The organism is Pseudomonas sp. efr-133-TYG-5 (assembly GCF_030209175.1).
Lineage (GTDB): Bacteria > Pseudomonadota > Gammaproteobacteria > Pseudomonadales > Pseudomonadaceae > Aquipseudomonas.
Genome location: NZ_JARVSM010000001.1, coordinates 1,495,547 through 1,521,228 on the forward strand (window position 1 = coordinate 1,495,547; position 25,682 = coordinate 1,521,228).

Consider the following 25,682-nt stretch of genomic DNA (forward strand, 5'->3'; position numbering starts at 1 on the left):
CTCCGCGACTCTCAGAGCACTCGCGCCTTACTGGCCAATCTCACTTCTAATCCTATTGCAGAGCCGACGCTCTGGAGTTAGGATCAATTCAATTCCAAGGTGCAAGCCCGCTGCCCTCACAAGGGCGTTTCTGGGCAGATCTTCATCCTCCCTAGATCGATCTCAGGGTGCTTTGAATCAACCGGGAACTCAACTTCATAAACTGATTTGAGTACCGAATAATGTTAAAGCACCTTGCTGCTTGTTTAAAAATTGTTGCTACATCGCCGCAGCTTCGACTGCTCTTATTCCCCATATCGTTTTCCATTCCAATCTTATCCCTTGCCTTACTGATGTGGGTGTGTCGCGTCATATAATCACGAACAAAGAGCTGCTTTTCACCCATCGCCGAGAGCCTTGGGTAAAGCAGCGACTGGATTATTAATTGAGAGAAATGGATTCGAACCCGACGACTTCGCCCTCAAGGCCACAACGGGCAATCATGTGACACGTTACTTTTTCCTTAGACACATGGGATTTGCCACAGCTGGTCGAGTTTGGTCGTGTAGCTCTGACTCATCATCTCGCGACGCATTGCCCAATCGGGATTGATCGGCACACCTGCGGACCGCAGTGTTCCCCTACCCCATCTCTCGTTGATTTTGTCTAGCGCTCTCATTAGGCTCGTCGCATCGGTCGATTGTGTGGTGGCAAAAAGGTCTTCTGTGAATTCACCAGGCTGGCAAAGGTTGACAAGCATCACTTCTGCTTTGCTGTATTTGAATCCCGGCCGGAAAACGCGTTCGACGGCGTCGACAGCCGCCTTGGTAATGATGCGCACGTCATTGGTTGGATACGGCAGCTCGATCAATACGCCATTTGCGTACTTGGCCTCATCCGGGTTGAACATTCCGGTACGAATGCTGACCCGGATCTTCTTGCAAAGGGAATTCTGGAAACGCAGTTTTTCCGAGGCGCGCATCACATAACTAGCGACGGCCTCCTTGATTGGTGCTACCTCCGTGAGGCGCTTGCCGAACATCCGGCTACAGCAGATCTCTTGCTTGGGCGGATTCGGCTCGTCCAGCTCAAGGCAAGCTGTACCAGCCAATTCCCGTGCAGTCTTCTCGATCACCACACTAAAATTTTTTCTTAGGGTCCAGGCATCTGCCCTGGCGAGATCCATCGCCGTCTTGATACCCATGGCATCCAAGTGCCCTTTCATGCGCCTACCCACGCCCCACACTTCCGCGACATCCGTGTTGCGTAGCACCCAGTCGCGTTTGACCGGGTCGCAGATATTCACGACGCCACCGGTTTGCGCCTGCAGGCGTTTGGCGGTGTGGTTCGCCAGCTTTGCCAGGGTCTTGGTGTGCGCGATTCCGACACCGACTGGGATGCCCGTGCAACGCAGTACCTGGCTGCGGATCTTGCGGCCGAGGCTATCCAAGTCGCTGATGCCGGTGAGGTCGACGAAGGCTTCGTCGATGCTGTACACCTCGACGGCCGGCACCATCGACTCGATCAGGGTCATGACTCGCTCGCTCATATCGCCGTAAAGGGCGTAGTTCGAGGAGAACGGGACGATGCCATGCTGCTTGAGCTTGTGCTTGATCTGGAAATACGGCTCGCCCATTTTAACGTAGGGTTTGGCGTCGTAGCTGCGGGCGATGACGCAGCCGTCGTTGTTCGACAGCACCACGATGGGCGTCTTTGCCAGGTCTGGGCGGAACACGCGTTCACAGCTGGCGTAGAAACTGTTGCAATCGATCAGGCCGAATACCGGCTGTGCCTTAGACATGGCTGCGCACGCTGCTTGTGACTACTCCCCAGATCGCCAGCTCGTCACCTTCAAGGACGTAGCGTGGCGGATATTTGGGGTTTTCCGACATCAGAATGACTTCCCTACCGCGGATGCAGAGGCGCTTGCACACAGGTTCATTGTTCAACAACGCAATGACGATGTGTCCGTGGGCTGGCTCAATTGATCGATCGACAATGGCCAAGTCCCCCTCATAGATCCCAGCACCCTGCATGCTTTCACCCGTGAGCGACACCAGGTAAACGTGTGGCGCGCGAATGTTCAGCACTTCGTCCAGTGATATCTGCGCCTCGATGTGATCCGCTGCCGGCGACGGGAATCCGGCCGGGACGCGAAAGAGGCACAGCGGCACCTTCGAGCCGCCCTGACTGATGGGACCTAGAATTGAGTAACTCATACGCACGACTTCCAGAACTGTACGGATATACAGTTAACTTTCTGAAAGCCTTGCGGTCAATTTTTGTAAGAAATATCAGATAGGCGGGCAGGCAATGTGCGGTCGACTCTCGCAGTACAGTGGCATTCACGATTTTGTTGCCGCACTGGGCATGCCCAACGCGCTCGTTAATCATATTGGAGACCTCCCTCTGGAGCGGTACAACGCCGCCCCCACTACCCAGCTCGCGCTCTTCCACCAGGAGGAAGGATTTCTACACGCGAACATGGTGCGTTGGGGATGGCGACCGCACTGGGCCAAGGATCGCGCAGCACCGATAAATGCTCGGGTCGAGAAGGTCGCTCACGGACCATTTTTCCGCGCCATCTGGCCGCATCGAGCCATTGTTGCGATCAACAATTGGTTCGAATGGGTGGATGAAGGCGGCCCCAAAAAGCAGCCCTATTTGATACGGCATCGCGACCTCACTCCGATTCTCTGCGCCGCAATCGGGCAATACCCAACAGCAGGGCGAGAATCCAATGAGCACGACGGCTTCGTGATCATCACGGCCGACAGCGCCGGCGGGATGGTGGATGTACATGACCGGCGGCCCATCGCCCTCTCACCTGAGCTAGCGCGGGAATGGCTGGACCCGGCGACGCCCAGGGAACGCGCAGAAGATATTGTGATGCACCAGGGTGAACCGGCAGATGTGTTTGAGTGGTTCAGGGTTAATCGAGCAATTGGCAACGTCCGAAACCAAGGTGCAGCGCTCATCGCTCCGTCTGCCCCAATGCCATTTGAGTAGCTCGATACACGGACGGGTGCGACGACATCATTTTACAACTTTCGTGTAATTAACAGTTTATCTGTTTAAAACCACCTCGCCATTTATACCCAGCCATGACAAGCACTTACGGCCAAACTACGGAAAACGGGGCAATAATGCATTACTTAAGTACGTACGTAATTTCCATTTTCCGTGTAATTAACAGCTGTAGGAAAAGCAGCATATGTATACACCTCTTACCCTCATCCCCGGCTGCATATACACCTTTTACCCTATGACAAAGTAGGAAGCGCGCAAACCCATACAGCTCAAGCCCTAGGACAAGATGTCACACATTCTTCGGATCTAACTTTTAAATTATTTTCGATCAGCCATTGACGAACGCGACAGTAAACAACTAGTTTAAAAACAGATTCACCCCCCCTCTCTGTCAGCTACCGCACTCTTAAATGCGGCGGGTTTCTTTGCGAGTAAAAAAATGAATGTGCTATTTCTCCTAATGGCTACTGTCGAGTTCCTTATCAAACTAACCGAGCTTCTACAGCTATGGGGAATTGGTTGTCCAGGATATTCGCCATGGTGATCAGAACAAGCCACCGAGCGCTGCTGGCTCCCAATTCATGATCACCAACTCGCCACTGACCTCGGCCTTCCTCTGCCGCTGGTTGGTCGTCGTGTAACGTATGTCCAGTGTCTCGAAGTGGAAACCTTCGAACACGTGACGGATTTCCGGGTGGTCATTGATGCTGACCATCACCTTGCCTTTGCAGCGGCGCATGAAGTCGGCCATCCGCTCGTAGTTCTCGAACGAAAAGTCCACGCCGTACCCGGCGGTCTGCCAGTAAGGCGGGTCCATGTAATGGAAGGTATGGGCGCGGTCGTAACGTTCAGCGCATTCAAGCCATGGGAGGTTTTCGACGTAGGTGCCGGAAAGGCGCTGCCAAGCGGCCGAAAGATTTTCCTCGATCCGCAACAGGTTGATGGCCGGGGCAGTCGTCGCCGTGCCGAAGGTCTGACCGGAGACCTTGCCAGCGAAGGCATGGTGCTGCAGGTAAAAGAATCGGGCGGCGCGCTGGATGTCGGTGAGAGTTTCAGGGCGGGTCATCTTCTGCCATTCGAACACCTGCCGTGAGCTGAGCGCCCATTTGAACTGGCGCACGAACTCTTCGAGGTGGTTCTGCACAACGCGATAAAGCGTGACCAGGTCGCCGTTGATGTCGTTGAGGACTTCTACCGGCGATGGCTGGGGCTTCATGAAGTAGAGCGCGGCTCCGCCGGCAAAGACTTCGACATAGCATTCGTGTGGCGGAAAAAGCGGAAGGAGGCGATCGGCCAGGCGGCGTTTGCCGCCCATCCAAGGGATGATGGGTGTAGACATTGAAAGCAAGACCTTTACTGTATGGATAAACAGGTGCTAGGCTCGCCGCGCTTTGTGCACGAAGCTGGAGCCTAGGCCGGACTTGCAGGGGCAATCTGCGGGGACGGCGGTCGATCCAGATGTTGACGCATCGGGACCGGCCGCTCTTTTTTAATTGCTGTGCGACGCACCTTGGATGAAAAGTATCTGTGCCAAGCGCGGTGTGGATATATCATTAATTTTCAGCGACGAAATGCTCATGGCTTAATCGAAAGCCTCGTGATATCTTTTCGCCACTTTCCGTACGTCAGCACCGCGATATAGTAAATCGTGCTGCAACCGGTCCAGTTGGGTAGCTGCCACCGACCTCCTGGAAAATCCCGCGCAAGCGGAAAAAAGGAAATAGGCAGAGACAGTCTGAACCTCCCCGCCAACTGCAACATGAGACTGGGAGAACAGCTAGAGGAGGTACCCAATGGGTATTACTAATCAAGCTGGTTCAGCAGTTTTACACAAACGCATTCGTGCGTTCAGTGACATGGCTATCGGCTTCGGCTTGATGGGCATTGATCCAGTGTCCGCTGTTGCACTGGCTCTTGGGGTTACTGTCGTTATGGCGATGTTGTAAGGCTAGGAGGGCCACGGAACAAGGACGTGGCCATCCAACCTCATCGCACTATGGCGTCCTGCCAAGCGTAAAATTTTCTATCTATTCAATTCCCGTACGTAGGCTTGGCATCCGGCCAAGGCTATCAATCCTCGATCGCCGTCATCGGTGATGTTGATAATTCGTTGAGCATGCGCCGGGTCAAGTTCGGCTCTTGTGGGACCATGAACCACGCCGCCGGCGGCGGTGGTGGCGGGCATCGATCCAGTGCCGGCGCCGCTGGTGGCGTCGAGTAGGACTGACAAGCGCAAATCAGCAGTGGCAAGGCGGTCGCGCAGGCGACCTTGATCACGTTGGGCATCGCTCAAGGCTCGATAATGGGTCTGTTCGCTGGTCGCTAAGCGCTGCTCAAGCGCGAAACGTTTGTTCTGTTCGGCACGCTGTTGCGCGGCCGAAGCCTGAGCCAGTTGGTTGAGGATTTCGGTATGTAGCCTGGACTGCTCGCTGAGCCGACTACCGTATCGCCAATCCTGCACTCGCCAGGCGATGGCGGCGGATCCGCCGACCAGAGTGGCCAGCAGCACCGCGCTGGCCAGCATTCGATACGGCGCCGGGATCAGTTCGACGAGGCGCATAGCACCGCCCTCGCCCGCTCCCAGATCTGCAGACGATCTTGCAGGCCATTCAGACCGCCATTGATCCTGCGGGTGATCGCATTGAATTCGTTCTGATCCGCGAGCGCGTTCAATCCATTCACCGACCAGAACCATGCAGCCGATTCAGCGGCCCACTGAGGCAGCTCCAAGAGCTCGGGAGTACGCAGCAATCGCTCGTCGCCGAACAGCGCCAGGCTGCAGCGCAGGTAGTTGTCGTGGCCGGTCACCTGAATCAACCCGCGGCCGCGATAACGCTGGCCGTCGCCGTCCGCCACCGGGGTATTACCCAGTTTTGCGGCCAGTGCACCAGTGTCGTATTTGCCCAGGTATTGATCGCCGCCCAGCTCCCGCACGTATTGCAGTTGACCAGACTCGTGACCGATCTGAGCCAGAAATGCAGCTTGGCGTTTCGGTGTGTTGATTTGCCTATTCGCCATTGCTGCGTTGAGGGCGGATACAAAAACGCCCGCTTGGCGGCGGGCGTTGGGCATGATGCGTTGCAGCTGTTGCTCAGTGACGGACATAAAAACTCCAGACATAAAAAAACCGCACTCAGGCGGCGATCGGGTGCCTTACTGCTTCTCGACGCTCACGACCTTGAGCGGCTTTTCCTCCTTCCTTTTCTTGGTTTTGGATTTGCCTTTTTTGCCGGCATTGCATTCAACCGTCGTCGACCAGCCGGACTGGGTGAACACTTGTTCGACTGAATCGGCCAGGTACTCGCCATCGAGCCCGACCTTGAAGCCCTGGGCGATGATGGGGCGCTCGGCGAAGATGTCCGTTCGACCGGGCATCTCCAACCGAACCTCGGCAGTCGAGCGATTGAACGCGGCCAAGCGGGCTTTGGCGGCCGCCTCGGCGGCGGTCTTGTTCGGGTAGATATGCCGATCGGTGTGCACCGCCGGCAGGCCATCCGGGGCGTCGTCATTGTCGACCGTGACGATGGCCAGCTTGCCGTCCTTCTTGTTCTGATGCTTGGTCGCAACCGCCTTGTGCGAATTGCGATCGCCAAGACTGAATTGCCAGCGGCTGAGGTCGCTACGTGTCAGGGTGATCGCGCCGAAGGCCTTGCCACTCGCGGTCTGGCCACCCTGACGCGGCATCACCAGCAGCTTGCCGTCGGCCACTTTGGCCGTGCAGTCGTACTGCTTGGCGAGCCGGGTAATGAAGTTAAAATCGGACTCGTTGAGCTGATCCACCCGGACGACCTTGGTGGTCACCGGGCAGACCGGCTGCCAGCCGTTGCGCGCGGCAATGTCGACCACGATCTTCGACAGCGGCACGTCTTCCCAGCTTCCGCTTCGGATCGTTTTACCGCTGCCGCGCATGTCGCTCGCCTTGCCCTTGATCACGATCGTATCCGGCGGCCCGGATACCTCGACCGTGTCCACTGTGTAGCGCCCCATGCGGGTCGACGCCGTTTCGGCATACCCCAGATAGACCTCGATCGAGCTGCCGCGCCGGGGCAGCTGCACCTGGCTATCCCGGTCATCGATGCGCAGCTCGAACTCGTCGGACTCCATGCCCGGCTTGTCGGAAGTGCGCAGTAACAGCAGCCGATCATTGATTTTGTTGGTGATGTCAGCACCATCGGCGACGATCCGAAATATCGGGGTCATTGATTTTTCCAAAAAAAAACCCGCACAAGGCGAGCCAGGATAAAAATGATCCGTTACGCGTGACGCAACGAATCGGCGGCGGCGAGGTTGGGCCGGATCAATCCCACAAGCTGATCCCCCCGGCGGTCGGCCGGGGCAGATCCGGCAGCACAATCACGATCCCCACCCGATAAGGCTGGGGCTCGTCGGCCAACCCCTGATTGGCATCGAGCACCGCTTCGGTGGTGCCGTTGAGGTGGCCATAGAAGTTATGGCAAATGACATCAAGCATGTCCCCCTCAGACGTTCTGCATGTCGTCGCCATAGCGCACAAACTCCAGATTAAACCCTTGTTTGCGGGCTATCCCGCCGTGCAAAAACACGCCCCGTTCATCGCTGATATTCTTCAAGCACCACGTCCCGATGACCTCGCCATAACCCATGGTCAGGGTCAGTGGCTGGAGCCTGGCACCGATCGAGCGCAATGTATCGAGCTGCTTCAAGCCGCCCTTGAAGCCCGGATAAATCGTGCCCTTGAGCGTCAATTTTTCCTCACCCATGCCAACGGCTTGCTGGGCCGGCCGGCGCGTCAACCGCTCCTGCGAGGCCCAACGGAATTCACTCGACCGGGTCAGTTCGTCGAAAGCCGCGGTGTCCAGGTTGAAGTAATACGGCTCAATCTTCGGATCGCGCGGCTGGATGATCATCAGGTGCGGGAAGGGCTTCACTGCTTCGGGCGCCGGCGTGGCATCCGCGGCAAAGGAACTGGTGGGCACGATGTTGGCCAGCGAAGGGCTGACCTTGCCGGCAACATTGTTGATAGCCGTGGCCGCCTTGCCCGCCTGCTCCTTCAAGGTGCCCATTCGCTCCTGTACCTCCGCGGCCGCCCGGGTCGCCCGGCCATAGACCGCCGCCACCTGACCGACCTTGGCCTGCGCGGCGTCGACGCCGCGCATCACCCGCTGCAGCTTGGCCCCGATCGCCGGCCCAATAAACGGGATGTTCTCCAGCTCCGACGTGGCGCCGGTCAGCTCGCGGATAGCACCGTTGACCGGGCTGAGCATGCCGTCGACACCGCGCCGCCCGGTTTCCGCCGCCTCCAGCAGATATTTCAGGCTTGATTGCATCTGCTCCATGTAAGCCATGAAAACTCCTTAAACGTGGGGTTCGTCGTACAGCTTGGCGGCATTCTGTTTCGCCGCGTCGGCCATCATTCGCTGCATGTGCGGCATCAGATCCTGAGCCAGGGCCCGAGGATCTTTGACATCCCCCTGCACCGTGACCGGCATGTTCAGCGAATACTGAAACTGCTGCTCAACCTTGGCCGGCTCGGGCTTTTCGGGTTTCTCCGGCGCCTTGGCCTGAATCGCCTGCGCCGCCGACTGCAGAGGCGCCGTGACCGCCATCGAGCGCGCAACATCCCCCAGCACCGGCCCCTGCGGCGGTACGTTGGCCATCATCAGCGGTGTCGCCGAAAGCACCGGCTTGGGTTCTGGCTTGTCTGCTGGCTTATCATCTTCACCACCGAACAGCGCCTTGCCCAGGGAACCGCCCAGCGCGGCACCGCCCTGGCTGCCGAGGTAGGCCCCGATCAGACCGCCAACGGCCGTGCCAATGATCGGCACCACCGAACCAATGGCCGCCCCGGCAGCGGCGCCGGCCATGGTGCCTGCCAGGTTGCCCGCCGCAGCGCCGTAGCCTTCGGCCTTCTCGTCTTTGGTCTTGGCGTTCTCGAAGACCTCATAGGCCATCGCGCCCGATTCCAGCAGCGTGCCGCCGGGGATCATCTTGGCGACCTTGCCGACCTTGCCAACGGCCTCAACGACGCCGCCCAGCTTGGCCATCGCCGCGCCTGGGACGGCCGGCACCGGTGGCACCGGGGGACGCGGTATGGGCACGGGAGGCCGAGGCACCGGCGGTGCTGGGGGACGCGGCACCGGCGCGGGTGCCCGTGGCACAGGCGCCGCCGATCGTGGCATTGGCACCGGCGGACGCGAGCCCCCCGGCCGAGGCAGCGGCCGGCGCCGGGAAACGCGCCGGGATCCGCGACCGCGCCGGCGCGTTTCGCCTGGGCCATCCATACCACCGCCGCCGCCCATGGCGCCGGCATTGACGACAAACACCTTCCTGACGCCGTCGAAGTCACCGCCTGCAGAATCTTCGCCGCCACCGGTGGCCACGTCCTTCGCCAGGGCAATGGCCTTGAGGCCCGTGGACACAATGCCCAGCTTGCCAGGCTTCTTGTCGCCGCCCTCGCCCCCTTCGTCCGTACCCTCCTGCGGGTCGCCCTTGAACGCCTTGAACGCCTTCAACCCGTTCTCGACCAGCGACAGCGCCTTACCCGTCTTGCCCCTGGGCTCGCCACCCGCCCCGTCCTTGGCGTTGGTCACAAAGACCTTTTGCACCTCGCCGGCCTTGCCGCCGCCCAACGTTCCGCGCGCCAGATTGAGCAGGCCTTTGCCGATCTTGAACGTGCTGACAATGCTTTTCAGGGCGACCAGACCGCCCCCGACCGCCGCAATGCCCGTGACCACCCCGGGCGCGCTGTCAGACAGCGAGGTGATGCCCTTGGTGACCTTGGTCAGCGTGTCGGCGACGGTGTCCGTCACCGGCCGCAGCGCATCCCCCACGCTTCGCATGGCGTCGTCCATCGACTGCGCCACCTCGGCCCATTTCTGCGAGGACGATTGACGCCGCTCAGCCAGGTTCTTGTCGAGGATGCCCGACGCTTCGCGTGAATCGTTTTTGAGCTGGCTGTACAACGCCTTGTTCTGCATGTAGGCCGACAGCGCCGCCTTGACCTGCATGTCGGCGAACAGGTCGCCGGTGCGCAAGGATTCCTCAAGCGAAGCCATCATGGCCTTGGCTTTCTCCGGATCAGACTCCTTGCTGATTTTGGCTGTCGCTTCGGCCATCGCGGCCGCGCGCTTCGGGTCAGTGGCCTGAATGTATTTCTGTGCCAACGCCATGCTGGTTTCAAGCGTCGAAAGGCCGTTTTGCAAACCGGTCTGCATCGACCCCTTGTAGTCAATGCCGGCCTTCTTGTAGGCCTGGACGGTGTCGGTCGAGCCAATCTTGCCCATCCAGTTTTTCAGGTTGTTGGCCGCTTCGTCCGAACTGCCGGCCTGTTTCATCTGCACCTGCAGCATGGCGCCCAGCTGGGTTACCGCGTCCATGCCAGTAATGCCCAGGCTGCCCATGTTGGCCAGCAGCTCGGGGAACCACTTGGCCATATCGGACGCTTCGAAACTGCCTGCCTGCCCTTGGTAAGCGATCGCCTCAAGCGCCTGCTGCATCTGCTTGGCGTCGGTGATCTTGGCGTTTTGCCCCAGGGCATTAATCATCTTGGCCGTGTCGACGCCGCTGGAGCCTTGCCCCACGACGAACTTGGCCGCGACGGGCGCGTACTCCAGTGCCTTGCTCAAATCCATGCCGGCGCCGACCAGCTGATTGACCACGTCGGCCACGTCGTTGCGTGCCATGCCCGTGTCGCGCGAGGTGTCGATGATCTTGCGCGTCATCTCCTGCTCTTGCGGCTGGTTGGCAATACCGGCCTTGATCGCGATGTCACGCACGATCGCGCCAAAATCAGCGCTGACCTTTGTGGGCACCGCCATGGCCCCCACACCGACCACCGCCGCACCGACGGCGCCCTTCATGCCCTTGGTGCCGTCTTCGATTTGCTGCCGGCCTCGGGCCTTGAACTCGGCTTTATTGGCCGCCTGCCCCATCGATCGATAGGCCTGTTCCAGGCGCCCGACTGCAACGCCCTGCTTTTTCAGGCTATCGAGGTTGGAATTCAACCGGCCCAACAATTTGGACGCGTCGGCCGCACCGCTGTCGTGCGCCTTCTTCCACTCGTCACGCAGACGGATGGTGTCGCCGATCGCACGCTGCAGCACGCGTGCCTTTTTGCCTTCTTCCTCAAGGCGCTTGATGCGCCCGGTTACGTCCTTAAACGCGGTGCCGACCGTCGAACTGACGGCGCCGCCGATCACCAGCCCGAGGGCGAGTTTGTTCGCCATATCATGGCCCCCATTTGCCCAGCATCACCGAGGGCGGCTCAGTCCGTGAGCCACCACACCATTTCCGCAAACGGCATTGCCTGGATCTCTGCGGCGGAAAATCCCGTTTCCGCCGCCAGTCGCTTCGCGGCCGCCTTGATAACGCCGGGGTTAAACCCCGTCGTCACTGTCCAGGCGAAAATAGCCGGCCTGCAGGCGGTTGAAATCCACCAGCTTCAGGCCCTCCAGATCGGCAACAGGCGCCCCGGACAACGCAGAGAACAACACCAGCTCGCGCTGCTCGTCGTCGCCACCGGCTTCGCGGCTCGCTTCGCGCACGTCACGCACGGTCGGCGAGCGCAATGCCAGCTTGTCGACTGTCACGCCGTTGATCGATGCGGGGCACGACAGCGTCACCAGGGCCTGATCCGTGGTGATCGACAGCCAGCACGGCGTCGAAGTCGAGTAGTCGGTATCCGGCACCAGATGCGAATAGGCGGCCTGCACGCGGCGATAGTCCGTCAGCTTGAGGGCTTCCAGATCCTTGAGCCCCACCTCGGCCAGTCCGGCGAACAGCATCAGCTCACGCTGCTCCTCGTCGCCATTGGCAGCGCGGTCAGCCGCGCGCACCTCACGCACGGACGGGGCGCGCAAGTTCAGCGTTTCCACCTCGATGCCGTTGGCTTGGCTCGGGCGCGTGAGGGCCAAGACAGCACCGGCCGCACTCAGAGAAAGCCAGGCTGGCAGTGTTTTATTGGTCACTTGTTTCATCTGGTTCTATTCCCTTAGAGGCCGAGTGCGGCGCGCACTTCCAGCAGCTGGTCTTTGCCATCGATCACCTGAATGCCGGCGACCATGTCGATTTCGTACATCAGGCGCCCGTCGATTTCGAGCTTGTAGTAAGAGACGGCAATGGCGTGCTTGATCTCGGCGGCGTCGCCGGCCTTCCAGTCGCCCAGTTCCACCTCTTTCAGGCGACCGCGCAAGGTGGCGACCACCGCCGTCACCGCGCCTTTCTGCCCCTTGAAGGCACCACGGAACACCGCGTTGAATGCCGTGCCATCGGCCAAACCAAAATATTTCAGCGATTCGCGGCGCACGCCCTTGGTGACAAAGGACGCTTCCATTTTTTCCAGGCCCTGATCCATCTCGATCGAGCCCGCCATACCGCCCCCGCGATACTCGTCCGTCTTGGTGGTCAGCTTGGGCAGCGTGAGGCTCGGCACGTCGCCGGCGAAGTTCACGCCGTCAACAAAAAGATTGGTGTTGAATAAGGTTTGAGGAATCATTTGCTAGGCCTCCTTAGGCAGCTTCAAGTACTTCGGTCATCCATTGATCGGTGACTTCGAACAGGAAATTCGGGTTTTCTGCCGGCGGCACGTCGGTAAAGCGGATGCGCCAATACACCTTGCCCTGGGCGATCTGGCTGGCCGTGTTGAGTTCGGCATCCGGGAACACTTCGAAGTTGATGATTGCGCCCTGGGCTTTCAGGTCGCGCATGAACGCATCTAGGCCGTTGGTCACGTCACTGACATAGGTCTTCGTGATCGAGCGGTCGACGGCCCACTTGTGGCCGGCCTGCACGGCATCCATGAGGATGAACAGCGTGCGAACGCGGGTTACGAACGCCCATTTCGGGTCGCTCGACAGCGTGCGGTTGCCCCACAGGCGGTAACCGTCGTCGCGGATGATCGTGGCGATGTTGGCGTTATTGAGCAGGTTGGCCCGGCACGTATCGTCGCCGTCCAGGTACTCGACCGCACGGGTGGTGCCGGTGATGCCGGCGAATTCCTTGTTCGAAGGCGAGGCCCAGAACCCGTATTCAGCATCCGTCCAGGCGAACAGGCCCGCCGCCCAGGCCGAGCCCGGGGCGTCGACGGTCTTGCTGGTGACGGTGTCCCAGTACTGCACGCCGGGGTCGACCATGAACAGGTTGCGACTGCCGAAGTTTTCGGCGTAGGCCATCGCGGCCTCGTCGGTGGTGCCCGGGCCATCGATGATGCCGATCGCGCGCAGCTTCTGCGCAATGCTGTCGAGCGCGGTGGCCACCGCCTGCTTGGCGGTATGACCCGGCGCGATCAGCAGTCGCGGCTGCGCGTTGTACAGGCTTTTGCCGTCGAGCAAGGCTTGCATACCGGTACGCTGACCCGAGGCCAGAACGCCGCCGATGATCGCCGAGGTCTGCAGCGCGGCGTCTTCCAGCTTGGGAACGCCGACCGCCACGATCACCGCCTTGGCTTTGACGTAGATAGCCTGGCAGGCCTTGGTGATCGCCGAGTCAGCGCCGAAGGCGGCGATCGCCTCGCGTTCGCTGGTGATCAATTTCAGCTCGCCGGCCTTGGCGGCACCGCCACCCAGCACGCCGGGGGTGAAGGTGTCGCACAGGCCGATGATTGCCGAGGACGGCAGCGAAATGGTGCGCGTACCCGTCTTGACCTCGGTGGTCGTAACGCCGTGGAAAAAACTCATAACTCTCGATCTCCAGAAACGAAAAAGCCCCGCATGAGCGAGGCTGTGAGGGTGTTGGTGTTACGCGTAACGCAATGAAAAACGCCCCGTCAGTGCGAGGCGTTCAGGTGATTTGCGCGGCCAGCCAGTCCGGCGCCGGCGGCCGGTGCTCAAGGAATGGAAATTCGCCATTCTCCGGCCAGTTGCGCAGCGCCCGGCGGTAACGCTGCAGCTCGGTGTACTGGTCGGTGGTCAGGGTGGTGGCGGCGCCGTCCTCCAGCTCGTCACGGTGACGCGAAACCATTTGGTCGGTGGCCAGAAGCTCACCGTCACGCCATTTGCGCTCGAGTTCTGCCAACTGCTCAACCGTCGGCGGCGGCGGGTCAGTCAGCATCGGGTAACCGTCAGCATCGGCCGCAATGACCTTGCCCACAGATTGGCCATCGAGCAGGGCCTGGTACTGGTCAACCTCGATCAGTCTGGCCCCCTTCGGAATGACGCAATTCGGGTTATCCACCAGCACCATGGGCGGCTCGCCGGGGTCATCCTCGCCCAGGCTCCAATCAGGGTCTGGAATCAGCATTTGGCGCGCCCCGTGAAAACTCTCGTCGTAGAACGCACACGGGTTATCGTGAAAAAAAAGTGCCATTGTTGCCCCTTAATTAGTAACCGAGAGCACGCCAGTACACCGGCGCGCCCGCTACGTTTGCCCGACCGACGAACCCGTTCAGGTTCGAGTTATTGTCAAGCCACGCCTCGGCACCGCTGGCCGTCGGCGCGATTGGCGTCGCCTGTACCGACAGCACACCGCCCGTGAAGGTCAGCGGGAAGAGCACCGAGACAGGGGCGCCCGCCGTGGACGAACTCATCCATATACCCCACTGTTCAATCACCCCGCCACTGGTTCGCTTGTAGCCATTAACGGCTCGGGATTGCGCGTGGCTGCCCACCCCGACCACCAGCCAGAGCCCGGCGTATTTGGTGATAGAGATTTCGTCGCAATACTCCAGAACGAAGTTTGTAGCCGTGCCGGAAATGTTGAAGGCACCGATAAAACAGTCACCCGCCGGCGAGGTGAAGGTGACGCGGCCGACGCCAAGGTTCACAAAGCGGATGGACGCGCCATCCCCGACTGCAGAGAGCGCCGGCATCGTCAAGGAGATGTTTGCGCTCGAAGAGGTCACAAACTCGCAACCCAGGTCTGCCGTGGTCAACGAGCGGCTGGAGGTGATGGACGTCGAGGATCGTTTGTTGCCGATCGCCCGTTGTACAAACTCGGTCGTCGCCAGCAACTTGCTGTTGTCGAACTGAGCCGGCGTTGAGCCGAACACCTGCGAATATTGAAGCTGTGCCGAACCCGAGGCCCACCAGCTGCCGGCGCCGCTGCAGGTCAGTTCCAGCGTGGCACCGGGCTGCATGGTGATCGCGGTAATCGGCGCAATACTGCCCGGGTAGATGCTATCCGTCCCCGCACACACCACCGTAACCACGCCGCCGCTGACGTTGCGAAAGTGAATCGCCCCGCCCGGGGCGACCGTATTTGCAGCGGGCAGCGTGACCGTAAACGTGCCACTGGTAGATACCAGGGTGCCGAGCGCCGCCGCCGTCAACACGGTGTTCGACACCAGAAAGGTGAACCCGCGATAGCTCCCGCTTGCCCGTTGCACGAACTCGGTCGTCGCCAGCAACTTGCTGCTGTCGAACTGCGGCGGCGTCTGCCAATTCGCGCCGGCCATGACAGCCGCATATTTCAGCGATACAGACCCGCCGATCAGATGCCAGAGCGTACCGATGCGCACGAATACCGCGGTATCACCCTGAGCCAGGGCAATATTGCCCGGCGCACCGACGGCGCCAACGGTGTCGCCGACCGCCGCCGTGGCGGTGACCGTGCCTTGCACGCAAAAGATCGTCACCGTGCAGCCATTGGTGAGCCCGGGCCCGGTGGGCAGGGTTGCTGTCAGGGCTGCACCAGGGCTGCCGAAGGCCGCCACGCGGCCGACATCCGCAAGCGTCAGCACGGACGACACGGCGTAGTTGATGTACCCGCCGTACTCCACACCCGAGCGCTTTACAAACTCGGTCGTCGCCAACGCCTTGCTGACGTCGAACTGCGCCTGCGTCGTCCAGTTCTGCCCGGACATCACCCCCGCGTATTTGAGTGCAGCCGTTCCGCCGATCAAGCGCCACAGGGTGCCGATGCGGATAAACTCGGCGCTGTCACCCTGAGTCAGCGAAATGTTGCCGATGAAGTTCACCGCATCGACGATCTCCCCCGCGCCTGCGGTGACCGTGAGCGTCCCCATACCGCAGAGAATGCTCACCGTCGCACCGCGAGGAATATTGCCCCCGGTGGGCAGGGTCGCCACGGCGGCGCCGGCCGTTGCAAAAGCCGCCACCTTGCCGACATCGGCCACTGTCAACACCGCCGAGGCGGAATAGTTGGTGTAGTCCCCGTACTCGACCCCGACGCGTTTCATGAACGCCGAGTTGACCAGCAGCTGCGAGTTATCGAACTGGCCCGGCGTGTTCGCCGTGGGACTGATCAGCGCGGGCGAGTTGATCGGCGCGAAGCCTTGGGTCACGTTCTGGAACGTCAGCGCCGTGGTGCCCAGGACAATCGCGCCATCCGTGACCAGCTGCCAGCGCGTGTCGGCCAACGTCACGCCCTGCTCGACCGAGACGATCAGTGCCGAGGTCACCTCGGCATTGCTATCAGCATCAGGCGCGCGCTTCCAGGCTGATGCCGAAGCCACCCAAAGGCCATTGTCCTTGGCCAGGGTCTGATTTTTGACCAGCACCCGGTCACCCTCGACCAGCGCCGTGCCGTCGATCGCCTGGAGCCCGGACAACACGATGTTGGCCATGGTCGCCAGTCGCACCGATTGCTTACTGTCGAGTTTGTAGAGTTCTTCCTGAATTCGGTTGTCGACGTATTCACGGGTCGCCAGCACCACCGCCGGGTCAATCTTGAGATTGATATTGCCGGTGCTGGAGACGATCAGGTTCATTCGCACGACCTGCGTGCGGCCCGAACCTTGAGACAAGACTGGCTTGAAACTCGGCGCACAGTTGGCCACCGCCACCAGATCCCCGTCGGCGTCGTACAAGCCGAGTTCGCGAATCCAGTACCCACCTTCATCTGCCGGAATCACCTGCTCGGCGATAATCACCGCCGGGTTGATCGGGTCGACCTTAAGCTGATTCAGGGGCTTACGCCGCCACTCGTTGAGCAATTTGGTCTGAGTGGCCGATGGGATCGGGTTAGGAGGCTCAACCAACCCTCCGGGATTGGCATCGCCAACGCCCATTTCGGTAATTTTCCAGGCAATGCCGAGCGCGTCGGCGTTCGCCTGCTTGGCCATCCCCACGTTGGTAAGGATCGCGTAGAACTGCGAGTTCGCATCAATCATGAATAAACGTCCAGGGTATCTATGGAATGTTCGCGACCGGTTACGCCAAAGCTGCCGGTGACCTCGATGTCGCGCATCACAGGCGGGTAAACGTCGATTTCGTCGCCGTCGTACACCGATACGGCAATGTTCAAATTGCCTTGGGTTTCCAGGCTGATGGCCAGCCCGGTCAGGTGCCGGGAGACGGGCTTGGCGTCGTCGATCAGGCGTTCAAGCTCCTGATACATTTCCTCGGTGATGCCGGTATCGAGCACGCCAACTTTCAACGCGAACGTGCCTGGCACGCCCTGGGGCACCGCGTTGAACCACTCGACTATCTCGATCAGATAGCCCAGCGGCTCGACCACACGGCGCAGCGCGCCGATCGTGCCCTTGTGCTTGTGAATGTAGAACGAGGCCTTGATGGCCGCGCGCTTGGCGGCCTCCGGCCATCGATAGTCCCAGCGATCCACCGACCACGCCCACGCCAGATGCGGCAGCAGGTGCACCGGGCAGGTGTCGGCGTTGTACAGATCACGCAGCGGAACAATCGTTTTTTCGAAGAATGCGGCCTCCATGGCCCGTTCCAGCTGCGTGCTGTTGAGTGGCAATAGACTTTTCATATCAGCCCGCCAGCCTCACGTCGTAGCCCGTGCAGAACGCCGCCTGCGCTTTGGTAGGGGCCAAGTCCTGCCATCCCACCAGCTCCACCCGGGCAACGCCCGCAACGTGCAGTTGCGCGTCCACAGCAGAACGCGCGACCTCCACGCCCAACCGCTTGCGCGGGTTGATCCAGGCCGCCAACCGGCTTTTCGCCTCGGCCAAGCTGGCATCCGCTTCGGGGCCAGCGCTGGCCATGTGCAAAATGGCGTCAATCCGATAGCGGATCACCTGCGCACTTTGCACCGTGACGCGATCACCGACCGGGCGCACGTCTTCGTCGTTTACGGCAGCAGCGACCGTGGCCAGCAACTCCGGCGAGGCCACACCCTCCCCGTCCGACCCCAGCACCGTTACCGTAACGTAACAAGGCGCCGGGCTTTCGGCGGTGGCATCCGCCACCAATCCCGAGGCATTGCGTGCGTGCAGGATGTAGCTGTTACGCGGGCCCGCCGTGGAAAGGCCCTCATAGGCCAGCTGGATGCGCTCGCGAAACGGGTCATCCTCTTCCTTGACTTCCGGCACCGGCGGTACCGCTGCCGGGTCAGCGGCCTGAATAACCAGGCGCTTCAAATTGACATTGGCCCCCAGGTGATCGAGGTCACCGCCGCGCGCGTAAGCAAGGAGTAATGCCTTGCCGGCATCATTGACCCGGGCGCGGTTACCGACCTTGATATAGGCCCCCACCTCCAGCGTCTTGACCACCGGATCGCTCTCCAGCGAGGCCGTCCAGTTGCCGCCCATATAGCCGCGAAAGACGCCGAGCCCATCCTGATACACCTCTTCGAAGTCCAGAGGCTCCAGCACGGTCGGTGCCGGCAGTGACGACAGATCCCCGATATTCATACGGCCACCTCTAGCGTGACGCTGTCGCCCAGGTAGACCCCGGCGATTTGCAGATTGATTTGCCCGCCAATCACGGAAATGACCCGCACCTGATCCAGCTTCAAGCGCGGCTCCCAACGCTCCAGCGCACGGGCAATTTCAGCCTGTACGGCACTCACCCACCCGGCATTGACGGGCAAGTCAATAAACCGCCGTAGACCGCAGCCGTACTCGGGCCGATGCCGGCGGCTGCCCAGCGGCGTGCCGAGAATGTCCGCGATGGATTGCCGCAAATGAGCGATGCCGGAAATGGGTTGGCCGGTGTGGCGATCCATTCCGATCATCTAAGTCACTCCTTGAACGGCTCGAATTCGTCGCTGGCTTTCAGGAACTTCACAGCGTCGCTGTCGGACGCCGGCACCTCGACGATCGCCTTACAGACCGGATACGAGCGATCGGTGCCAGGGACGATCAGCAAGCGCGAGGTGTACAGTTTGTCGCGGAACTTCAAGGAATCCGGACCTGAAAACGCCGGTGTTCCCGTCACCAGTTCAGCGGTGCTCTGTCCCTCGGGGATAGAGGTTTCAACGATCTTGGCCATGTGTTTCTCCAGGCGTAAAAAAACCCGCACTCGGCGGGTTGTCTGATTGAATTTAATGCGTGTGGTGATTGCTATTGCCGCCGGCATCAATGATTGCGCCAGCACTGGTGATGCCCTTGGTGACGTGCAACGCCCCCTCGATCATCACCGCCGCTTTCATGTTGATAGTGGCCGCCGTTACCGTAACGGCACTGTCAGTCACGACCGCCTCTGTGCTGCCGACCTTGATCGTCACGGTGCCGCTGGGCAGGGTGACGGTGTAGCTCTTGGCCTGCCAGTCGTAGACCAGCGAGCCACCATCGTCGAACCGCCAGACCTCGACGTGATCGCGGTTATCCGGTGGCGGGCCGGCATTGCCATACAAGCCCGGTACAAATGTGCCTTGCGAGACGTCACCGCTGGGACTGATCAAAGCACCCTGCTCACCCAACGACGGCGCCCGCCAGTGCCGGGCCTTGCCGGCGGCGATGCTGTGCCAGCGCACCCAGGCGCTGACCCATTCGCCGTCCGATACTCGACACACCGGCGGAGACGCTGCCAGATCCACCGCCACCACATAACAACTCTTGATCGCTCCCGCGATCATCCGGTCATGCTGAGCACCTGTGTAGCCGCTCACATTTCCTCCGCAGGGACAAAGTCCTCTTTGGCGTCATTGTTGAACCCGAACAATATTGACTGCTGGTCTGGCCAAGGCCATTCCTCGACTCCGAGGTATACCTGCTGGGTCCATTCCACCAGCCATACGGTGTAGCCATCCAAGTGCGGCTGGGTCCAATCCTGCAGCGCCTGAACGAATTCGGCTGGCTCAACTGGCAAACCCCAGGTCTGCGCTCGCAGCATCACGGCCAGTTGAGTGGCCAAGTGCACAGCCTGCTGGTGATGGTATGGCTTGATCGGGTCAACGATGATGCGAGCCTCGAACTTGCAGACCAATGACGTCTCACCGGTACCGGGATCGGTGCCGGGTTCGATCTCGGCCAACTCCAGAAAAACCGCCGGCAAAAGCACGCGGTCAGCGATATTCGGCCAGGCCATGACCGACGCCACACCTTGCAGGTGCATGCTCAGTTGCTGTTCAACCGCCCGATAAAGCTGGTCCAGGGTAAAAGGTTCGTCAGACATTCCCGATCCTCTTGAGGTACTTCTGCAGCTCGAAATTAAGTTCCTGTTTGAGGATCTCCAGCAGGCGCTCATCCGCTTTTTTTACCCAGCTTTCGAAGTGCGGTCGGGCTTGTTCCAGCGACACCTTGGCCTTGACCAGCGGGAAACGACTACCGTTTTCGGCGACCCACCCAGAACTCGGCCCGCGACCGGGCGATACTGTGCTGTCGGGGTAGTCGTTCGCATTGAAATGCTTGCTGGCTGTACGGATCCAGATGTCGGGCTTGTTGCCGTAGACCTTCTTGAGAAAGGCCCCCTGGTAACGCCGCCCCGCCACCGAGACACCGCTGCCGGCTTGCCGCGCGCGGCCGATCCGACTGGACTCGATGGCATTCAAACCAAACCACAGTTTGCCGCTCGCGGCCCCGCCAGAAACCGGATAGCTGCGCAACCGCTGACGTACCGCCGCAACAGCAATGCGCTCCGACCGGCTGACCGCTCGGGCAATATGAGTGCGCAACCAGCCCAACGTCTTGTTGATCGCGCGCCGATGCGCCGCTGCAGCCGCTTTCGGTACCACCTTGGCAAAATCCTGGAACGCCTGAAAGTCTGCGGCCGAAGACTGGATGGAGATCATCCCGCCCCCGGCCGAGGGTTTGAAATAGCTACCGACGGTCATGGGCGTAACCTCAAGATGAGTGCGACCAGGCCGTCACCGCTCGGCTCTAGCTGCACCAGGTCGTAGTCACCGCCGCCATCCATAGCGGGCAACTCGATGCTGACCTGCATACCCTGCTCTAGCCCCTGCGAATCGCAGACTCGGATCTCGAAACGAGGCTCACGCAGCCCGGTGTTAAGTTTGCCAAACTTGGGCTGCAACCAGGGTGCAGAAAAGAAGCCGGTGACATCTCGACCGCCGACCATTGCCGTATCGCCCAGGCCATCCAGAATCAAGACATCCATGTCGTCGCTCAATTCGCGAAAGCCCATCACTCACCGCCGCGGTCGTCGCTTTCATCGGCAACGTCAGGCTGTTGGCTCAGCAGATCTCGTGCTCGCGGATCCTTGAGCGGGGCAATACGCCCCTCAGCGAGTAATGATTCCTCGATTTCTTTGTTCGGCGGACTGTATGGCTCGCCCTTTACGACAACGACGCGGCCGTCCTGCACGCAACCATCGATGACCAGAAATTCGGCTTTTTTGGCCATGTCACACCACCTTGGCGTAAATGAAAGCATCAGGTTCGAGCAGACCAGCCAGTGCCGCACTTTGCAGCTTCAGCCAACGAGCGCTTGGCTCCTGGGTCACCCAGCTTTTTGGGAATCGCGCCGCCTCGACTAAGCCACTTTCGACAGCCTCAAGATCTTGAATAGCGCCGTACAGCATGGCATTGCGTGTCGACGTCGAGCCGAGAATCAAGCCACCGGCCGGGATCATCGGCTGTTCGGCATCGTCGTCATCCAGGTACCACTCGTCATAGCCATAGAGGTCGACACCGGGATCATTCAAATAACCGAGGTAGGTCACACCGTCGGGCAACTCTTCGGGTTTGATCAACCCCATATCCACCCGGCGAGTATTGAGTTGCTTCATCACGGTTGCATTGGACTGGAAGGCATCAAGTGCTTCACCACTCATGGCGACCGTGTTGGCTGTGCGTCCGGAGTCCTTGGCGATTTTGCGTTTCCAGCCACGCAGATTAGCGATAGGGTCGCCGTCAGAACTGTTCCATTGCCCGCTGCCCAGGCTGATTTTGTGATCACTGGACATCAGGAAGTCGATGGTGTCGTCCACCCCTTCACCAATTACGCGCACCTTGCCGGTGGTGAGGGCTTGGGCACACATCCATTCCTCACGGCGCACGATCTCGTCGTCTAAGTCACGCAAATCCTTGCCAAGCAACTGACCTGCCCGCTCCAATGGCGTACGCGAGGAAAACGGGTTGTCACCGGCCGAGCGCTTGAGCACCAACTCGGCAGTGGTTTCGCGCTTGGGTTGGATGTAAGGCGGGGTGTAGTTGCTGGTGGTATAACCCTCACGCAACGACACACTGCCAGGTAGACGAGGGTGGACGAAGGGCGCCATTTTTCGCTTGCCCTTGATAATGTCGATGTCGACCGTTTTGGTCGGGAATGTCACTGGGCTGCCACCGTTGAAAAACGTGTTCAACAGAAAACGGCGTGCAGTCGGCATCTGCTCGACCGCTTCGAGCATGGTGCGGGTATCAAAAATATCCATTTATAACTCCGATTAACGAACGAACAGGCTCAAGGCACGTAGCGCAGCTTTCGCCTGCACCAGGGTGAAGCCCTCGCCGAGTGTGAGTTGGGTGGCCAGCACTTCGCCGGTCAGGCGGATAGGCGCAATCTGAGCGCCTTTGGTCGAATCGGTGGCCAGATCGAGGATTGCCACTGGCGCCTCGGAGCCATCAGTTGCTGCTGCTTTGGCCAGGACAAACTCACCACTGGTTTTCACCTGACCGAGGACCGCGCCACGGTTGAGTTTCTGTCCGGCGGCGATCACGGCGTTTTCGATGATCACCGGAAAGTCGCCCGCCGACAGTTGGTCGGGCACATAGGTTTGGCGTTCAGGGTTACTCATGAGGTTCTCCAATCAGCGGCGCGAAGCGCCTTCAACAATGGCGTTCACAACCGCTTTGCGTTCACCCTGAGCCGCATCGCCCGTTGGAATGGACGTCGATGCGCCGGTTGCATCGGCCTTGATCGCGCTCAGTGAGATACCGCGATCTTGCGCCGCCTTAAACAACTGCAGAGCGGTGGCCTCAACGGAGGTACCGGCGTCGATGGCTGCGGCAATCTCAGTCTCGAAGCCCTTGCTGGCCATGGCGTTGATGCCGGTGATGCGCTGCCGCTCGGCGGTGGCACCCTCCTCACGGCTTTGCGTGCGAATACTCTCAAGATCAGGTTGACTGGCTTGAGCGATCTCGATGGTTTGCGGATCTGTGCCGGCGGCCAGCGCCTCGCGCAACTCCGCCGTGCTGCTGACGGTGGTCATGTTGTATTTCCTCGGTTGTGTTGCGGCCTGTTTGGCCAGTTCAGTGATCAATGTTTCGAGTGAGCCAAGGCGATGAGCCAAGCCGGAGTCGACGGCGGCTACGCCGACACGCAAACCGCCGAAGTCGCCCATTTCAGGAACGCGCTTCGGTTCCACGCCCAGGTTGCGGGCCACCTTGGCCACGAACACGTCGCCCATGGCGTCGACCGTCTCGCCAACCTTGGCCCGGCCCTCTTCGGTGGACAGATCCACGCGCTTGTTAGGCGCGTTACGGCTGACAATCTGGTAGCGCTTGCGACCGTTGGCTTCCTCACCGCCGACCACCGCTTCAACGACCACACCGATGCTGCCGGCGAGCGCGGTCTCGTCGATGACGATCTCGCTGGCAGCAGATGCAATCCAATAAGCTGCGCTGGCCCCGGTACCGCCGATGTAAGCGACGATGCGCTTACGGTCACGGGCAGCATGGATTTGGTCCGCCAGCTCGTTGATGCCAGCTGCTACGCCGCCAGGACTGTCAATGTTCAGGATGATTGCGTTGACCTTGGGATCATCCAGCGCCGTTTGCAGGTCGGTGGCCAGCACCTGAGTACTAGTCGCGCCACTGATCTCGGTGAAGAGATTGGCGTAACGAAACACCGGGCCGACCACCGGAATGATGGCCACGCCATTGCGCACACTGACGGTACGACTGTTATCCAGCCGCTTGCCTGTGCGCGTTTCCAGCGCTGCCGGATCGCCCATCCGATCTGCAATGGTCAGCAGGTTTTCCAGGGCGCCAGGCAGCATCAGCCAGGGCTGCGATGCAGCCAGCTCAAATGCGCGGGGCATGGTTAGTCCTCGTTGGGGTTATTGGGCGGTGAAGTTTCTTGTTCGCGCCCCTTGGGCAGGACGTGCAAGCCATCCTTGCGGCGTTGTTCGACTTCGCGGACGCGCTGTCGGTACACCTGCTGCCACGGCTCGCCGGTCATTGCAGCGGTTTCCAGCGTTTCATTGCTGACGCCGATTTCAATGCGCTTGCCGGCGGCGTTAGCCTCCTTGAGTTCATCGATAGCGCCACGGGCCGGACCGATCCAAATCGCTTGGCAGTAAGCTTTGCGTTTGGCCGGATCGGCGTATCCCGGCAACTTGATCAACCCCCTCGCCACCGCTTCATCAATCAGCAGCTCTCGACTGGGCTGACAGAAGTCACAGATCAGCCACCAGCGGCGCAGGCTGTAGAACCGCCACGCCTGCAACATCGCGGCACGTGCTGCGCTGTAGCTGCTGCTGTAATGCAGCAACAGCTCTTCCATCGGCTGCTCGAGCGCGGCACCGATTTCCTTGACAACTGCGGTAAAGAACGGATCGAACTGCGCGTTGGGTCGCGCGGGGTTTGCGATCACCGGTTCCTCGCCTTGGCCCAGATCGACGATCGCGCCCTCGCCTAAGGCCAGCTCACCATCGCCGGTGGTGTCACCACCAACGCCGTCACCTTCATTGGCCAGCGCCGTCAGCGGTAGGTTGCCGACCTGAAAGTCATTGGTCTTTTTGATGAACACGGTAAACATCGCTGAGATCACCGCCGCCATCAGCTCGGCACTGCTGTAGCGCTCCAACTTCTGCAGTGGCTCCAGCACCGGAGCCAAATAGGGCGCGCCACGCTTTTGCCCTGGCCGCTCCTTGTCTGCCATGACGTGCATCACTCGGCGCCGGCCAGTGGCTTCTCCGAAAGCCGGCAACCGTTCCCACTTAAGCGCTTGGCCGGAGGTGTATTCGTTCTGGTACCCGCTGCAGACGTGATATGCCAACGGCGCACCGAACTGGTCAAACTCGACACCGTCCACCAGGTTAGCGCCGTCCAGCTGCCCGGCCGGGTTGCAAACCCGGTCTGACTCGATCAGTTGCAGTCGGGTACTGAACACACATCCAGGGCGCTCATCGTCGGGACTGGCCACCAATACATCACCGCCTACCATCGACGATATCAACACCAGTGCCTGCAGTTGGTAGTGATTGAGCGAGGCCTCGGCGTCACATTCCCGCGGGTCATCGGCATACAACGACCACAAACGATCGAGCTGAGCGTTGATTGCATCGGCCTGCAGTTCGTCAAGACCAAGGGCGTCATGATCGATCTGTGCACGACAAACCAGTCCGGTGCCGACGACATTGGTTCGCAAACGAGTGATTGCAGCACGGGCGATCAGGTGATTGCGCATGGCATCCCGCGAGCGAGCCACCAGCATTCGCCGCTCATTCTGGTCGAGATCCCGACGCGGGCTCCCGAGGCCGGGTATCCAGCTAGCCATACTTCGCAGCACCCGGGAGGCACCGCGCCACCGAGTCTCAACACCACCACCGCCGCCCTGAGCGACGATAGGCCGGGCTTCGTTTGCCGACTTGGCGAGCTTGATTGCCTCACGCATCAGCAACTCGGCCGGGTCTTTCCGAAAAAATCCCATA

General features: G+C 60.3%; 29 protein-coding genes. 2 read left to right on the forward strand and 27 right to left on the reverse strand.

What is annotated here, in order from left to right:
* Positions 1 to 502: 502 nt before the first annotated feature.
* Both umuC and QRN70_RS06640 read right to left on the reverse strand, forming a co-directional pair.
* The gene (gene umuC, locus QRN70_RS06635; RefSeq protein ID WP_285416495.1) at positions 503 to 1,780 is read right to left on the reverse strand and encodes a translesion error-prone DNA polymerase V subunit UmuC; all 1,278 of its coding nucleotides are present in this window, start codon (positions 1,778 to 1,780) and stop codon (positions 503 to 505) included.
* Positions 1,773 to 2,198 (reverse strand): LexA family protein, encoded by a 426-nt coding sequence (locus QRN70_RS06640; RefSeq protein WP_285416497.1) that lies wholly within the window; start codon positions 2,196 to 2,198, stop codon positions 1,773 to 1,775. The genes umuC and QRN70_RS06640 overlap by 8 nt, the downstream gene beginning before the upstream one ends.
* Before the next feature lie 94 nt (positions 2,199 to 2,292).
* On the opposite strand from QRN70_RS06640, the gene QRN70_RS06645 reads away from it, so the two are divergent.
* Complete coding sequence (locus QRN70_RS06645) at positions 2,293 to 2,988, forward strand: SOS response-associated peptidase family protein (RefSeq protein WP_285416499.1); 696 nt, start codon at positions 2,293 to 2,295, stop codon at positions 2,986 to 2,988.
* A gap of 565 nt (positions 2,989 to 3,553) precedes the next feature.
* Here the strand turns inward: QRN70_RS06645 and QRN70_RS06650 are convergent.
* A complete protein-coding gene (locus QRN70_RS06650; protein WP_285416501.1) occupies positions 3,554 to 4,348 on the reverse strand; it encodes a DNA adenine methylase in 795 nt (264 codons plus the stop codon).
* Positions 4,349 to 4,802: 454 nt separating this feature from the next.
* On the opposite strand from QRN70_RS06650, the gene QRN70_RS06655 reads away from it, so the two are divergent.
* Positions 4,803 to 4,955, forward strand: coding sequence for a hypothetical protein (locus QRN70_RS06655; protein ID WP_285416502.1), 153 nt, complete (start codon positions 4,803 to 4,805; stop codon positions 4,953 to 4,955).
* A gap of 77 nt (positions 4,956 to 5,032) precedes the next feature.
* Here QRN70_RS06655 and QRN70_RS06660 read toward each other — a convergent pair whose 3' ends face one another.
* The 24 genes from QRN70_RS06660 to QRN70_RS06780 all read right to left on the reverse strand — a co-directional run bounded on the left by QRN70_RS06660 (position 5,033) and on the right by QRN70_RS06780 (position 25,681).
* Positions 5,033 to 5,569 (reverse strand): lysis system spanin subunit, encoded by a 537-nt coding sequence (locus tag QRN70_RS06660; RefSeq protein WP_285416504.1) that lies wholly within the window; start codon positions 5,567 to 5,569, stop codon positions 5,033 to 5,035.
* On the reverse strand, positions 5,551 to 6,114 hold the full coding sequence (locus QRN70_RS06665) for a glycoside hydrolase family 19 protein (RefSeq protein ID WP_285416506.1): 564 nt from the start codon (positions 6,112 to 6,114) through the stop codon (positions 5,551 to 5,553). Before QRN70_RS06665 ends, QRN70_RS06660 begins: the two co-directional genes overlap by 19 nt.
* A gap of 48 nt (positions 6,115 to 6,162) precedes the next feature.
* Entirely contained in the window at positions 6,163 to 7,209 is a 1,047-nt protein-coding gene (locus QRN70_RS06670) for a phage late control D family protein (protein WP_285416507.1), read from the reverse strand.
* 97 nt (positions 7,210 to 7,306) lie between these two features.
* The gene (locus QRN70_RS06675; RefSeq protein WP_285416509.1) at positions 7,307 to 7,513 is read right to left on the reverse strand and encodes a tail protein X; all 207 of its coding nucleotides are present in this window, start codon (positions 7,511 to 7,513) and stop codon (positions 7,307 to 7,309) included.
* Positions 7,488 to 8,333: a phage tail protein gene (locus QRN70_RS06680; protein WP_285416511.1), complete on the reverse strand. Its 846-nt coding sequence runs from the start codon at positions 8,331 to 8,333 to the stop codon at positions 7,488 to 7,490. Before QRN70_RS06680 ends, QRN70_RS06675 begins: the two co-directional genes overlap by 26 nt.
* Positions 8,334 to 8,342: 9 nt before the next feature.
* A complete protein-coding gene (locus QRN70_RS06685) occupies positions 8,343 to 11,213 on the reverse strand; it encodes a phage tail tape measure protein (protein ID WP_285416512.1) in 2,871 nt (956 codons plus the stop codon).
* Between the two features lie 150 nt (positions 11,214 to 11,363).
* A complete protein-coding gene (locus QRN70_RS27755; RefSeq protein WP_502941530.1) occupies positions 11,364 to 11,963 on the reverse strand; it encodes a phage tail assembly protein in 600 nt (199 codons plus the stop codon).
* Between the two features lie 14 nt (positions 11,964 to 11,977).
* Positions 11,978 to 12,481 carry a phage major tail tube protein gene (locus tag QRN70_RS06700; protein WP_285416514.1) on the reverse strand — a complete coding sequence of 168 codons (504 nt, stop codon included), beginning with the start codon at positions 12,479 to 12,481 and terminating at the stop codon, positions 11,978 to 11,980.
* 13 nt (positions 12,482 to 12,494) lie between these two features.
* The gene (locus tag QRN70_RS06705; RefSeq protein WP_285416516.1) at positions 12,495 to 13,661 is read right to left on the reverse strand and encodes a phage tail sheath subtilisin-like domain-containing protein; all 1,167 of its coding nucleotides are present in this window, start codon (positions 13,659 to 13,661) and stop codon (positions 12,495 to 12,497) included.
* 103 nt (positions 13,662 to 13,764) lie between these two features.
* Positions 13,765 to 14,289: a tail fiber assembly protein gene (locus tag QRN70_RS06710; protein WP_285416518.1), complete on the reverse strand. Its 525-nt coding sequence runs from the start codon at positions 14,287 to 14,289 to the stop codon at positions 13,765 to 13,767.
* 13 nt (positions 14,290 to 14,302) lie between these two features.
* Positions 14,303 to 17,053, reverse strand: a complete 2,751-nt coding sequence (locus QRN70_RS06715; protein WP_285416520.1) for a phage tail protein — start codon at positions 17,051 to 17,053, stop codon at positions 14,303 to 14,305.
* Positions 17,050 to 17,655 carry a phage tail protein I gene (locus QRN70_RS06720; RefSeq protein WP_285416522.1) on the reverse strand — a complete coding sequence of 202 codons (606 nt, stop codon included), beginning with the start codon at positions 17,653 to 17,655 and terminating at the stop codon, positions 17,050 to 17,052. Before QRN70_RS06720 ends, QRN70_RS06715 begins: the two co-directional genes overlap by 4 nt.
* 1 nt (position 17,656) lies before the next feature.
* Positions 17,657 to 18,538, reverse strand: a complete 882-nt coding sequence (locus tag QRN70_RS06725; RefSeq protein WP_285416523.1) for a baseplate assembly protein — start codon at positions 18,536 to 18,538, stop codon at positions 17,657 to 17,659.
* Positions 18,535 to 18,861, reverse strand: coding sequence for a GPW/gp25 family protein (locus QRN70_RS06730; RefSeq protein ID WP_285416524.1), 327 nt, complete (start codon positions 18,859 to 18,861; stop codon positions 18,535 to 18,537). The genes QRN70_RS06725 and QRN70_RS06730 overlap by 4 nt, the downstream gene beginning before the upstream one ends.
* A gap of 5 nt (positions 18,862 to 18,866) precedes the next feature.
* The gene (locus QRN70_RS06735; RefSeq protein WP_285416525.1) at positions 18,867 to 19,118 is read right to left on the reverse strand and encodes a hypothetical protein; all 252 of its coding nucleotides are present in this window, start codon (positions 19,116 to 19,118) and stop codon (positions 18,867 to 18,869) included.
* A 52-nt stretch (positions 19,119 to 19,170) separates the two neighbouring features.
* Positions 19,171 to 19,704 (reverse strand): phage baseplate assembly protein V, encoded by a 534-nt coding sequence (locus QRN70_RS06740; RefSeq protein WP_285418034.1) that lies wholly within the window; start codon positions 19,702 to 19,704, stop codon positions 19,171 to 19,173.
* A 29-nt stretch (positions 19,705 to 19,733) separates the two neighbouring features.
* Positions 19,734 to 20,243: a hypothetical protein gene (locus QRN70_RS06745; RefSeq protein WP_285416526.1), complete on the reverse strand. Its 510-nt coding sequence runs from the start codon at positions 20,241 to 20,243 to the stop codon at positions 19,734 to 19,736.
* Positions 20,236 to 20,901, reverse strand: coding sequence for a hypothetical protein (locus QRN70_RS06750; protein WP_285416527.1), 666 nt, complete (start codon positions 20,899 to 20,901; stop codon positions 20,236 to 20,238). Before QRN70_RS06750 ends, QRN70_RS06745 begins: the two co-directional genes overlap by 8 nt.
* On the reverse strand, positions 20,898 to 21,212 hold the full coding sequence (locus QRN70_RS06755) for a head-tail joining protein (protein ID WP_285416528.1): 315 nt from the start codon (positions 21,210 to 21,212) through the stop codon (positions 20,898 to 20,900). Before QRN70_RS06755 ends, QRN70_RS06750 begins: the two co-directional genes overlap by 4 nt.
* Positions 21,212 to 21,430 (reverse strand): hypothetical protein, encoded by a 219-nt coding sequence (locus QRN70_RS06760; RefSeq protein ID WP_285416529.1) that lies wholly within the window; start codon positions 21,428 to 21,430, stop codon positions 21,212 to 21,214. The genes QRN70_RS06755 and QRN70_RS06760 overlap by 1 nt, the downstream gene beginning before the upstream one ends.
* Position 21,431: 1 nt before the next feature.
* Positions 21,432 to 22,460 carry a major capsid protein gene (locus QRN70_RS06765; RefSeq protein WP_285416530.1) on the reverse strand — a complete coding sequence of 343 codons (1,029 nt, stop codon included), beginning with the start codon at positions 22,458 to 22,460 and terminating at the stop codon, positions 21,432 to 21,434.
* Between the two features lie 12 nt (positions 22,461 to 22,472).
* The gene (locus QRN70_RS06770; protein ID WP_285416532.1) at positions 22,473 to 22,823 is read right to left on the reverse strand and encodes a head decoration protein; all 351 of its coding nucleotides are present in this window, start codon (positions 22,821 to 22,823) and stop codon (positions 22,473 to 22,475) included.
* Positions 22,824 to 22,835: 12 nt separating this feature from the next.
* Positions 22,836 to 24,068, reverse strand: a complete 1,233-nt coding sequence (locus tag QRN70_RS06775; protein WP_285416533.1) for a S49 family peptidase — start codon at positions 24,066 to 24,068, stop codon at positions 22,836 to 22,838.
* 2 nt (positions 24,069 to 24,070) lie between these two features.
* Positions 24,071 to 25,681, reverse strand: a complete 1,611-nt coding sequence (locus QRN70_RS06780) for a phage portal protein (protein ID WP_285416535.1) — start codon at positions 25,679 to 25,681, stop codon at positions 24,071 to 24,073.
* Between the last annotated feature and the right edge of the window lies 1 nt (position 25,682).